We start from the raw sequence: 13,614 nt of genomic DNA, 5'->3' as shown, positions 1-13,614 counted from the left end.
ATTTGTTTTGATTATATTAAATTAGATTAAATTAAATTAAATACGGTTATTCCTATCCGCAGTATGGTAAATATTATGTTTTGAAATCCAGGCTGGATAAATTTTTTCTAAAGAACCTTAGTAAAGAGATAATTTTTGTTTGAAGTTTTTTGTCTTTCGTAAGACTATTTATTTCCAACTACTACTTCATAGAAATTTTCAATTTGGAAGTATTTCAAGGCTGTAGCTTGTATTTCTTCAGCAGTAATATTTGTGAGGGTGTTAAAGTATGTCTCATAAAAATTCACAGGTAAATTATTAAATAATAAAGTTTTAAATTTGTCTACCTGTGAGTAAGTAGTATTTATTGAATTAATAAAGCTTCCTTTTAGATAATTTTTAACAAGGTTCAATTCCTCTAAATTAACTTTATCTAATTTGAGTAAATTAATCTCTTTGTAAATTTCTTCCAGAGTTGCTTTAGTATTTTCTTTATTTACATCAGTACCGATAACCAAATATCCATTATTTTTCATTACTGCAAAGTTGGCGTGTATCCCGTAAGTATAACCTTTGTCTTCTCGTATATTTTTCATAAGACGAGAGCCGAAGTATCCTCCTAATATTTCAATTAGAACAGATGTTTTAAAATAATCCTCATGTTTGATTGTAAAAAGTTGGCAACCTAACCTTATTGAAGATTGAATTGAACTTTCTTTCACAATGATTTCGGTATTTGGATTTCCCCAGCTGGCGATAGAATCGAATATTTGATTTTTAATATTTAATTGATGTTTTCCAAAATGCTCGTTAATTAGGTTGAAGTAATTTGTATTACCTCCTCCTGTGATAAGGATTGTAGCATTTCCTAATGAATAATATTTATTATGGAATTGAATTAGGTCGTCTCTGGATATAGCATTGATGCCAGCTTCGCTCATGCAACTTCCATATGGATGTTGCCCGAATAATAGTTTCCGGAATCTTGCTGAAGCTAAGAATGCTGTCTTTTCCTGATTTACACGGAGCGATTGGGTGCTAATAAGTTTTAAAGTCTCCAGTTCTTGTTCAGGGAATGTAGGCTCAATAATTATTTGAGATATAATAGGTAATAATTTATCGAGATGGCGGGCCAAACAATATACCGTAAGAGCAGATCTGTCAAATCCACTGTTTAATTCCATGAATGCTCCATAGAATGCAATTTTTTCTTGGATCTCTTTTGCGGAAAAATCTTTAGTTCCTTCCGACAGCATTTTTGCTGTAAAGTGGGCCACACTTTCTTTCGCTTCGTAAAGGCTTCCTGCTTTAAATATTATTTCTAGTCTAAGAACGTCCTGAGCTCCTGAAATTAATTGATAAAATGGAATACTATTATTAAGGGTGTTTTGCTTAGGTAATAAAATTTTATGAAATGCTAATTGGTTTAAATCAGGTTCCTGAGTTCTTATCAACATCTTTCATTATTCTGTTATAGTATCTATATCTTTTTGGCTCTTTCTTTCGAAATTGAAATGAAGTGTAAACCTTAACGTTTCAGCAAGGGGATTGTTAGACCTTACAGGTACAAGATATGCGAAGTCTAAGCCAAAAACTTGGTATCTTATCCCAAATCCTAATGTAAAATACTTTCTGTTTCCTTTATGAGGGTTTTCATAAAAATATCCGCCTCTAACTGCAAATAAGTCATTATACCAGTATTCTACTCCTCCAGATAAAATGATTTCCTGCATTTCTTCTTTAAATCCTCCGGGCGCATCAGAAAATGAACCAAGTACTCCACTTAATAGATTTCTTTCAGGGTCTTTTCCTTTTACGATATTATTTAAACTATCCCTTTGAGGTGGGGTTGGAACTAACAACTTATTGGCATCTAAAGCGAAGACCAGCTTATTATATGGGTCCAATTCAGTTGTTACTGCAGTACCAACTCTCAAACTTGTCGGGATGAAATCTTTTTGGCTACTATTGGTATATGATATTTTTGCTCCAAGGTTTGATAACATTGCACCTAGAGCAATGTTTGTATTTGTTCCTGCTATTATATAATCATTGTTAAAATAGACCCCAATGTCTCCTGCAGCTGTATTTCCTGGTTTAGCTGCGGTCGTTGTACCCGAATTGTTGATTGATATGCTACCTGAAAGGTTAGAATGAATGTATTTAAGACCTACTGCGACTCCTAATGTCTTACTTAATTTTCTTGAATAACATCCTGTGAATGAAAACTCTTTTGGCCGAAAATCCCCCATGTTATTACCGTTTATATCTGTAAAGGTAATATTCCCCAGATTGAAGTAATTCATTGAAATTCCGATAGCTTCTTCTTTTCTTAGCTTTTTATAGCCAGACAAGTAAGAAAGTGACATGTCATTTACAAGTTTTCTTAGCCATGGAGTATAACTAATGGCAAATCCCATATCTTTTTCGGCAAAGGCTAGTTTAGCTGGGTTCCAAAAGATTGAATTGGCATCTGGTGATATTGCAGCTCCAACATCTCCCATGGCTCCGGATCTGGCATCTGGTGATATGGTTAAGAAAGGCGTTGCTGTTGTAATAGGGTTTCGCTCAACATCTTGCCCTCCTAAGGTCAATCCAGAACCTTGGCCCAAGGTAATTTGGTTGGTAAGTACTACAATGCTTAAACTAAAAAATAATCTTTTTATCATTGCTGTGAATTTGAATTTCAAAATTAAAATTTTAAATCAATTATTAGTTAAGAACTACTAGCTTTTGGTATTTAAATTTGTGGTTACCATCTCGGAGAGATTTAACATTTAATTTATATACATATACTCCTTTTCCAAGTTTATCCCCGAATTCATCACGGCCATCCCAATGGATTCCTGATACATGACTAGGACTCGTGAGTAATCTATTGGAAATGGTTTTGACAAGTTTTCCTGAAACTGTATAAATTTGTATCATAACGTCAATATCTTCACCAGCTCTGTTGTGGTCGAAATGAAATTCTGTATTGGTAGAGAATGGATTTGGATAATTCAGAATGTGGTCGAGGGTTATTGATTCATTGTTTACTACTACAAATTCAAGGTAAGCTTCAGCGGAGTTATTATAAGTATCCCAAGCTCTAATTTTTATAGAGTGATTGCCAGGCTTCAAATCTTTTAGAGGGTAATTTACAGTACCATTTTTATAGTCATCTAAATTGGAGCTGTAAAATTCATTTAAGTATATTATCTCATTAGAATTGTCTATGGTCATTGAAATTTCATGACCAATACCTGCTGAGGCAAGATTAATTCCATTTTCATCAAATAGTTTAATAATTAATTTTGGATTAGAACCTGTCGTTCCCCCGAAAATAAAAGATTCATCATTTAAAAAAGATTTAATGACGGGAGGAGTATTATCTTCTGCTGCATTTTTATTAGTTCCCCCGATTACAAGGTCAAAAGATGCTCCTTTGGCATCTTGGAGAGCAGGAAAATTGCTGGCATAAAAGCTAGCTTTACCATTGCTATATTGATAAGAAATATCTTTTGGGATAACAAATTCTAATGAAAATTTACCATTTTTTATTGATGCAGGACCATCATAAATAAGACTGTTTTGTAACCTAATGCTTGTAACTGGGTTTTCTAAAGTCGTAATTGTATTCTTTTTATCGTAAAGTGTTAGATTTAAAACACCATTATAATCTCCTATGAGACTCCCACTTGATCTCACTTCCCCTTCTAGCTTAACTTTATCAAGTGCTTTAATTGTATCGCTTACAACACCTGTAACATCCTCGCCATTTACTTTTGTAAGAACAATTTCTTCTATTGGGTAATTTAGTGTCAATGCTGGATCGCCCAATAATGCATAATTCCTATTGTTAATACCAGAATTACTCTTGTTTTTAGTTGGCTGCATAATTTCTCCAAGACGCTGGTATCTGTTCCCCTTCTTTTGAAATAAAGCATTATAAAAGGCAACATTAATAGCCTCATTGGTATTTGAATAAACTGGTCTTGTAGATGCAAGAGAACCTATTGCCCCTCCATTTGCACTTAATACTGCTGTTTCTATTCCTGAAACAACAGCAGGATAATCATATCGTCCAAATTGACACGTTGCAGCTACTATAAATGGAAGTTGGTCAATGTTTTTCCACTTGGAAATAATAGTAGTATTTAGAATATTTTCCTGAGCCAACTGCAATTCTCCCCCGTGTCCAGTATAGTTCAATATAAATATTCCTTTATCAATGTCATTTTGAATTACTTCTGCTGCGGCAGGGCAGGTAGTACCTGAAGGAGTATATACCATTGGATAGGCTGCAAGGTATACTTTATTAATATTATAATAAGGGTAATCTTGTTCAAGTTTCGTAGATAATTTTTCAGCCGAAATTAAATGAAGGTTACTGTTAGGTTGATTGTCAGCAACTAGAGTAATTCTGTTCCTCCATTTTCCTAATGACCGATTGCTCTTATAGGTTTTAATTTTGTCAACTATTGTATATGCTTCAGCAGCTGTTTTCACCGGAAGCCGCCCTATACCTATGTCTAGGGTTGCATCTCCACTAAGTTTTTCAACCCACTCCCCTTCATAAGAGTCCATAAAACCATAATAATCATCGGACGAGTATGAAAAAATTGGATGTAAGGATTCCCTTGATTCATAAGTGGGAACAAAATTGGTGTTATTGGTTAACCTGTCTTTATAATCCACAGAGCAATCTCCAAATAAAGTAACATAGTGTAAGCTGTCACCAGGGGTACTTCTGTCATAAACCATTTTTATAAAATCTCTGATTGCTGTAATATCCTGAGCTCCTGACGAAAACTCATTATAAATCTTTTTTACAGTTACAACATAACAATCCTGATTATCATAAGATTTATGGAATTGAGCCAGTTGATTCGCAGCATCTTCAAATTCATCAGTGGTAATAATTAGATTATCTGGAATATTTGGACCAATAATTCCGTGGAGATTTTGATTTGTAACTTTACCTACATAACCGGGCCCACTAAGATTATTTAAATTAAAAACAACAAATTCCTTTAGTGTGCTGGTATTAGTCGAAAAAAACAATGTGTCCGAAGCATAAGTATAATTTTGTTTTTTTACATACAAAGGATCGGTAATATCCCATAAAATTTCTGTCCCTCGTGTACCTGAAATTTTAAATTCGGAAATGTTATAATTAAGGCTTCGTATGGATCTGAAGGTTGTCTGATTATTATATAGTCTTAAATGCTTTTGGACAAAGATTTCAAAATAGTCATGGTAGCCTCTAGCTTCACTTCGGCCAGATTTATTATAAACATACTTTATTGAAATGTTAGAGCTATTATTAATTGCAGAGCTATTGATTTTGAACAATTCAGTTTTCTCCTCACCTACATATGGGTACTCAGAACTAGGATTTTCAAATCTAAATGGATCATTAAATACATGAGAGCCAATAGCCACATTATTTAGAGATATATTGAATGAACTTGCTGCTGAAGACCTTCCTATACATGAAGATCTGAACAATATATCACTATTAGGAATAATTCCAGTTGCATCGTATGGGTATGTATATTGAAGGTTGTAATTAAAGATATCGCCAATCCAAAGCCTGCCACTTGGTTTTATGGGTTCCACCATTACCTGTGCTTCATCTTTTTCGAAAAAGTATCTATCATCAAATTGAGTAAAGGTTTGTTCTGCACCTGTTTCTGATGCCTGTTCAGGAATCCGAAGGCCATTATCCGAACCTATAGTAAGAAAGTAATAAGCAAAGTCGGAATAAATATTAAAAGCGTGTTTGAAGCTTTGATTTATAGAATCATATGTCCAGCTATGTGGACCTAACCCATAAAAGAGAATGAAATCACCCTGGTCAAATTTACCATCATCTTCACCTGAAACATAAATAGCATTTTCAACCAGGTCATCGTATCTTGGAGCATTGTTTTTTTGAGGCAGCATTCCTCCTCCATTACCAAATATTTTGATTTGCTTAGGATTTATGGAAGATGGGTTTAGCCCTAGATTTGAGAGGAAATTGTAATCTATTTTAAAAATTCCGGAATTTGAAATACTTAATTTATACCAGTCTCCTGATGATAGGACAGAATTGGTACTTGAAGCAGTTCTCGTAATGGATGCTCCTGATCTCTTTGAAATTTTGGTTGAAGCAGGAGCAATTTCAGATGTCCGAGCTGTTTTATAGGTATATGAAAATTTATGAATTTTTTGAAATGAACCACCAGAAGCTTTAATTGGAACGATAAAAATTTCGCTTAGCGGTTTCCCTTTATGGTATCGTATAAAAATTTTTGTTTCAAACGCTGTAGCAGGAGCATTTTTTATAAGATCGGCATCTGTACTGCTCATAATTTCTGTTGAATCCGGCTGAATTGAAATTTCCTCTACCCTTTCATTATATAGGCGTAATACAAATGAGGGTAAATAATCCTGAGGTTCTACATGAAAAGCTTCTTCAAAATTAGGAACTAATCTTGTTTTGGCTTGGTTATCCAAAACAGAAACCGGAGGTGTCCACTTTAACTTAATGGAGTTTTTAGTTTCAGAATTTTGAGCTTTGGCACTGATTGTGTATATCAGTAATAGAAATAATAGCTTTGTTTCTAATTTCATAGATAAAAAAACAACCGTTTATATCTTGCCTGGTTTGCAGGCGAGATATAAACGGCATTTTGAATTATTTATTATGCTTGTATAATTTTAAAACTATATCCTTCCATAATCAGGTTGGTTATTAGCTTTTTAAGGTTTATATTTTCTTTTATAAGCGTCTTGTCAAATTCAAGAGCATAAACATTAGAATTCAGTCATTCATACCAGCATTCATCGACCCTGGCGATAAACTTCAATTTTATGTTATTTGGTTTTCTTAAATACTGAATTATTGATTATGGACAAAATTACATATAAAATTACTATTAATGGTATGGCTGCTACTTTTATTGAAAGTAAAAGTATGGAGCTGATTATTAGGAAAATATAAGTAATTTGATTGTCTTTCCAATTAAATGTTTTAAACTTTAAAGCAAATAGTGGAATTTCTGAAACCAGAAGGATGGACATTATCACACTCAGCAAAATTAGGAAAAGGGGATTGAAGATGATAAAATTCAGATTTAAATCTGAATTAAATTCTGTAATTAAAGGGAGTGATCCAATGAGAAGGGCATTTGCAGGTGTCGGCACTCCAATAAAGGAACCGGTTTGACGTGGATCATTATTAAATTTAGCTAAGCGAAGTGCAGAAAAAACTGGAACAATTAATGGAATGTATTTTATGCCCAAAGGAAGATTGTCATTAGTCGATAATAAATTAAATAGTATTACACCAGGCAATAATCCAAAAGTGATTACATCTGCAAGGGAATCGAGATCTTTTCCAATTGGGGAAGAGGCTTTAACTAAACGGGCAATAAACCCATCAAAAAAATCAAAAATTGCTCCTGCTATGATTAAAAGCGCAGCATTTACAAGATTGCCTTTAAATGCTTCGGTAATCCCAATACATCCCGATAACAGGTTTAAACAGGTAACAAAATTAGGGATGTGTTTTTTTATGATCATTTTATTGTTGCGCAGTATGGATTGTAACGTTTTTCTTCTCCAATGGTGGTGGAAGGGCCGTGTCCAGGAAATATTACTGTATTATCCGGAAGGACAAATAGTTTTGTTTGAATACTGTGGATCAATGTTTCAAAGTTTCCACCGGGAAGATCTGTTCTTCCTATGCTTCTATTAAATAGAACATCTCCAGCAATACAGAAAGCTTGTTCTTTACTGTATAATGCTATATGACCAGGAGCATGACCTGGTACAAATAGAACCTCGAGTTTTGAATTTCCAAATTTTACTTTATCTCCTTCATTCAAATAGTACTCTGGCTCTGTGCCATGATACCCTGCAAATCCATAATTGAATGCATAACTTTTTACTGCTCTTAATAGATTCAATTCTATCGGATGAATGCCTAACTCTACTTTGTAATGATCTTTTACAAAGCTATTGCCTAAAACATGATCTACGTGGCAATGAGTGTTGATCAAAGATTTTACCTTTAAATCTTTTGATTCAATAAAAGCAGTAAGGTCTTTCTGCTCATCTTTTTCATAACAGCCTGGATCTATAATTATAGCTTCTCGGGTTTCGTCGAAAAGAATATAAGTGTTTTCCTGAAAGGGATTAAATACAAATGAATGAACCTGAATCATTATAAAGTTTTACTTGCAAATTTGATTTGTAAATTACCAATATTCATTGGATTTGTATTCAAAATTTCAATCTTTTTTGGAAGAACATAAATCCACCCATTTTACAAAATGTGTTATGTGTATTCAAATAAAATATTGATAAATCTTTTAAAAATCAATTTATATATGATATCTAACCTTAATTGAGAATAAAGAGCTTTTGAAACTTTGATTTATGATTTCCGTCAGAAAGTGATTTAACCGAAACTTTATATACATATACTCCTTTACCAATTTTATCACCAAAGTCGTCAAGGCCATCCCAAAATATATTTGAAATATGGGCAGGTGAAATATAAAATCTTTCAGAAATGGTTTTAATTAATTTACCAGAGACAGTATAAATCTGAATTTTTACATCAATATCATCTCCAGCTCTGTTGTGATCAAAATGAAATTCAGTATGAGTAGTAAAGGGGTTTGGATAATTCAAAACATTGGAGATATCAACATCTTCTTTGTTTACAACAACAAATTCCAAATAGGTATCGGAAGAGTTATTATAAGTATCCCAGGCTTTTATTTTTAATGAATGATTTCCCGGTGTAAGATTTTTTAAATTAAAAGTAACAGTTCCATTCTTGTAATTATCCAGTTTAGTGGTATAAAATTCATTTAATATGATGCGCTCGTTTGAATTATCGAGGATTAATGAAATCTCATGACCAATGCCTGAAGAAGCCAGATTTATTCCACTTTCGTCAAATAAATTAACAATGAGTTTTGGATTTGAATTAGTAATTCCCCCAAAGACAAATGACTCATCGTTCAGATAAGCTTTGATGATTGGTGGAGTGATGTCATCGGTTGCATTATTATCAGATCCTCCGATAATGATATTGGTTGAAGAACCAGCACCGTCTCGTACACTAGGGAAATTGCTGGCATAAAGACTGATTTTACCATTGTCGTATTGATATGAAATATCTTTTGGAATAATAAACTCAACTGCAAATCTCCCATTCCTTATAGATGCATTCCCGTCATAAATGAGTTTGTTTTGAACGCTGTATGTTGTGATCGGCCTATTAATAGTATTGATAGAGGTTTCTTTGTCAAAGAGAGTTAGCCGCAGGATCCCATTATAATCTGAAATAATATTTCCACCCGATCTTATTTCCCCTTCAATCTTCGCCTTTTGCAAAGCTTTAAGTGTATCAGATGTTCCACCGGTGTATTGTCCGTTTATTTGTGTTACAAGAATTTCCTCTCGTGGATAGTTTAAAGTAAGACAAGGATCTCCGATTAAAGTATAGCTCCTGTTATAAATGCCACGTGTACTATTGTTTTTTGTAAAAAGAATAATTTCTCCAAGAGTTAAAAATTGAGTCCCCATTTTTAGAAAAGCTGTTTTATAAAAAGCTTCATTGAGAGCTTGATTGTAAAGGTTATATACTGGCCTGGTAGGTGCTAAAGACCCTATAGAACCACCCTCTCGGTTTCTCAAAGCAACCTCCACTCCCGATTGGATTTCAGGGAAATCATACCTCCCGAATTGACAAGTAGCAGCTACTAGGAAGGGTAATTGAAATTGATTTTTAAGATTAGCAAGGGAAGTGGTATTAAGAATATTTTCCTGAGAGAGTTGTACCTCATTGCCATGTCCTATATAGTTTAATATTAAGGTACCTTTTTCAAATTCATTTTGTATCGCTTCATTAGCCAAAGGGCAGATGGCGCCTGATGGTGTATATATTAAAGGATATGAAGGAAGGTAAATTTTATTGAGATTATAGTCTTTGCCTCTCTGGGTAATGATGTCAGCAAGTGTTTCTGCTGCCGATAGAAAGGAATTGGTATCAGAGTCTTTGGGAGCTAAATTACCTGCAATCAAAGTAATGTTATTCCGCCACTTCCCCAGCGATTGATTTGATTTGTATTTTTTAATTTTTTCGACAACTTCATATGCTTCAGATTCTGTTCTTACAGGGAGTCTGCCTATTCCTATTTCCATTTTGTCATTGACATTAAGATTTTCTTCCCAGTTTCCTTCATTATCATCCAGTAAACCATAAAAATCATCGGATGAATAAGATAATAAGGAATGCAGTGATTCACGGGATTGGTATACAGGGATAAGGTTTGTATTGTTAGGAATTCTGTTTTTATAATCCACTGAGCAGTCTCCGAAGAGGGTCACAAATTGCAAGCTGTCTCCAGGTCTGCTTCTGTCATATACCATTTTAATAAAATCTCTGATCGCAGAAATATCCTGAGCTCCGGATGAAAATTCATTATATATTTTTTTTACTGTAACCACATAGGAATCCAGATTGTCAAAGTTCTTATGAAATTGTGCCAATTCATTTGCAGGCTTTAAAAATTCATCTGTAGTGATTATTAAATTGTCCGGTATACCTGATTGTGTGATGCCGTGTAGGTTCTGATTCTCAACTCTACTCTCGAAGGCTGGAGCGCTTACATTATCAGGTTTGAATATAATATATTCTTTTAATATGGATGAATTGGCTGAGAACGATGATTGTCCTGATTTAAAATCATAGTTTTGATTTTTAACAAATAGAGGATCTGTAATCTCCCAGATAAGTTCTGAATTGTTAGTACCTGCAATACTATATTCTGATATTGAATTGTTCAGGCTTTGTAATGATCTGAAGGATGTTTGATTTCCATAAAGCTGAAGCTTTTTTTTGATAAAGACTTCGAAAAAATCCAGGTAACCTCTTGCTTCTGATTTGCCATTTTTGTTGAAAGAATATTTAATAGAAAAGTTATTCCCAGCTATTGCTGAACTATTGATTTGCCATGTATCAATTTTGTATTCTCCTATATATGTATCGTCTGATGCAGGTATTTCAAAGTATCTGGGAATTTTAAACTCATGTGAGCCAATTAAAATATTGTTTATTGATACATTAAATGACGAGGCTGTCGTAGACCGACCGACACAAGCCGATCTTATAATTATATTGCTGTTTTGAATAATACCCGTAGCATCATAGTTATAAGTATTTTGCAAATTATAATTAAATATATCTCCTATCCATAATCTTCCACTAGGGACCCATGGTGTAGTCATTACCTGTGCTTCATCTTTTTCAAAGAAATACCTCTCATCAAATTGGTCGATAGTTGCAGTAGCATTACTGAGTGAACTTTGATCACTTATCCGGAGACCATTGTCAGGCCCGATGGTGAGGAAATAATAGGAGAGATCAGAATACAGGTTGTAAGAATGATTAAATGATCTTTCTATTTCATTGTATTTCCATACATGTGGACCTACTCCGTAAAATAATATATAATCTTGGGGATCAAATTTCCCATCATCTTCCCCAAATACAAAAATAGAATTCTCAACAAGATCATCATATCTGGGTATGGAATTGCTTTGAGGAAGCATACCTCCTCCATTACCATATATCTTCAGTTCTCTTGGATTAATGCCGGATGGATTGATACCTATTTTTAAAAGGAGGTTGTAATCAATTTTAAAAACTCCAGAATAGGGAATACTAAATTTAAACCATTCTCCATTAGCAAGCACGGAGGTAGATGTGCTAGTAGAAGAGAGATAGGAGTTGTTGGCTTTCCTGATAATCTTTCTTGAATCGGTCCCAACAGATTTATTTCTACGGGTCTTATAGCTATATGAAAATGCTCTTAGCTTTAAGTATGAATCTGCAGTAGTCAGGATAGGAACAACGAAAATATCACTTACTGGTTTGCCTTTGAAATAACTTATGGAAATAAAAGGAGCAAATCCTTCTTTAGCCGCTTCTCTTATGAGCTTCGCTGTCTCAGCATCTACTATTTCTGTAGAGTCAGCAAAAATTTCTATTTCTTCTACTACTTCATCATAGATTCGGATGTGATAGGAGGGAAGAAAACCATGAATTTCGAGATGATTTGCGGAAAGAAAGTCAGGAACTTTTATATCATGATCTTTAGTCTGCAATGTAATGGGGTTTCCCCATTGTATACTTATTCCTGAATTTGAGTTAACATTTTGAGCAAAAACCTTGAAAGAATCTACTAGTAAAAGGATTAAAAGTAGTTGAATGAATTTCATTATTTTAAAAATTGAGTGAACAATAAAAACATCTGGAAAAGTCAGACGATCTTGTAAACGGACTTATCTGAAACTTATTATTTTTTTAAAAAATAGATGTTAAATCTAAAGGAAGCTATAGAAGAGAGTTTGTAAGTACTATGAGTGAGAGAATACTAAATGTAGCATAAAACCGTTAGAATCTGGGTTTCAGATTTATTCACAGATTTGATTTTGGATAAAAAATGTCTGATATTTTTCACCGATAAAATTGAGATTGCAAATGTCAATTTTCCTGATAAATGTATTTAAATTACCGAATGATTTATGATTATATTATAGTAGGACAAGGCATTGCTGGCTCCGTTTTGGGATATACATTAATAAAAAAAGGTCTTAAAACTCTCATTATCGACGGAGGGGAAAATAACTCATCAAAAGTAGCGGCAGGAATTTTTAATCCGATTACGGGTAAGAGGATGGTTAAGACCTGGAAAGCAGAGCAATTGTTCCCGTTTTTGAATGAATTTTACCCTGAAATGGAGAAAGATCTCGAAGCAAAGTTTTTTTATCCATTGCCTATTTTCAGGCCATTTGGCTCTATTGAAGAACAAAATCATTGGGTAAGTAATTCTGATGAAGCATATAATAAATTTTCAAGGGTGGTTACCTCATCAGATGATTTTCCTATTAATAAAAACAAACATTTTGGCGGTCTAAGTCTTTTTAAAGGAGGTTATGTAGATACAGTAACATTGCTTTCAGCAGCACTCAGATATTTTGATAAAAGGGAAAGCATTATCAGTGAAAAGTTCAGTTGCTCTGACCTGGTATTTGAAAATGAAGGTATAAGGTGGGGAAATTACAAGGCAAGAAAAGTTATTTTCGCTGAAGGTTATCTGAATCAATTTAACCCCTATTTTAATTGGATCCCATATATCCCTGTGAAAGGGGAGGTTTTAACTTTAAAAACTCACTTCCCTTTGAAACAGATTATAAGCAAAGGAGTATTTGTAGTTCCGTTGTATAATGGAAATTTAAAGGCTGGGTCTACATATGATTGGAAAGACTTGACAGATGAGGTTACCCAAAAGGCCAGAGAGGAAATTGAAAATAAATTGAAAGATCTTGTAAGTTTTGATTTTGAATATGTAAGACAGGAAGCAGGAATTCGGCCATCTACGAGTGACCGAAGACCAATATTAGGATTACATCCCCAATACCCACAACTGGCAATATTTAACGGTTTAGGTACAAAGGGAATAAGTTTGGCACCATATTTTGCAGAGCAATTATTTTCTTTTTTAGAAGAAAATAAATCTCTGGATAATGAAGTTAATATATCTAGGTTTGAATCATTCTTTCACCGCCATTGATGGCTAATAT

The 13,614-nt window shown here is 33.7% G+C and carries 7 protein-coding genes; 1 reads left to right on the top strand and 6 read right to left on the bottom strand.

Going from position 1 to position 13,614, the window contains the following annotated elements; translation table 11 throughout:
• Positions 1 to 164: 164 nt before the first annotated feature.
• From MYP_RS23550 to porU (MYP_RS23525), 6 genes are all read right to left on the bottom strand, one after another.
• On the bottom strand, positions 165 to 1,436 hold the full coding sequence (locus MYP_RS23550; protein ID WP_045469415.1) for a M16 family metallopeptidase: 1,272 nt from the start codon (positions 1,434 to 1,436) through the stop codon (positions 165 to 167).
• Between the two features lie 6 nt (positions 1,437 to 1,442).
• Positions 1,443 to 2,648 (bottom strand): type IX secretion system outer membrane channel protein PorV, encoded by a 1,206-nt coding sequence (porV, locus tag MYP_RS23545; RefSeq protein WP_156140805.1) that lies wholly within the window; start codon positions 2,646 to 2,648, stop codon positions 1,443 to 1,445.
• A gap of 43 nt (positions 2,649 to 2,691) precedes the next feature.
• Positions 2,692 to 6,582 (bottom strand): type IX secretion system sortase PorU, encoded by a 3,891-nt coding sequence (gene porU, locus MYP_RS23540; protein ID WP_052430465.1) that lies wholly within the window; start codon positions 6,580 to 6,582, stop codon positions 2,692 to 2,694.
• Between the two features lie 243 nt (positions 6,583 to 6,825).
• On the bottom strand, positions 6,826 to 7,533 hold the full coding sequence (pssA, locus tag MYP_RS23535; RefSeq protein ID WP_045469412.1) for a CDP-diacylglycerol--serine O-phosphatidyltransferase: 708 nt from the start codon (positions 7,531 to 7,533) through the stop codon (positions 6,826 to 6,828).
• The gene (locus MYP_RS23530) at positions 7,530 to 8,177 is read right to left on the bottom strand and encodes an MBL fold metallo-hydrolase (RefSeq protein ID WP_045469409.1); all 648 of its coding nucleotides are present in this window, start codon (positions 8,175 to 8,177) and stop codon (positions 7,530 to 7,532) included. Before MYP_RS23530 ends, pssA begins: the two co-directional genes overlap by 4 nt.
• A gap of 178 nt (positions 8,178 to 8,355) precedes the next feature.
• Positions 8,356 to 12,249, bottom strand: coding sequence for a type IX secretion system sortase PorU (gene porU, locus MYP_RS23525; protein ID WP_052430464.1), 3,894 nt, complete (start codon positions 12,247 to 12,249; stop codon positions 8,356 to 8,358).
• 299 nt (positions 12,250 to 12,548) lie between these two features.
• Here porU (MYP_RS23525) and MYP_RS23520 point away from each other — a divergent pair, with 299 nt between their 5' ends.
• Positions 12,549 to 13,604: an NAD(P)/FAD-dependent oxidoreductase gene (locus MYP_RS23520; protein ID WP_045469407.1), complete on the top strand. Its 1,056-nt coding sequence runs from the start codon at positions 12,549 to 12,551 to the stop codon at positions 13,602 to 13,604.
• Positions 13,605 to 13,614 lie beyond the last annotated feature (10 nt).

It is taken from the genome of Sporocytophaga myxococcoides (assembly GCF_000775915.1).
Classification (GTDB): domain Bacteria; phylum Bacteroidota; class Bacteroidia; order Cytophagales; family Cytophagaceae; genus Sporocytophaga; species Sporocytophaga myxococcoides_A.
Note: the sequence above shows the minus strand (reverse complement) of the source record. Positions and strands in the feature narration are given on the sequence as shown.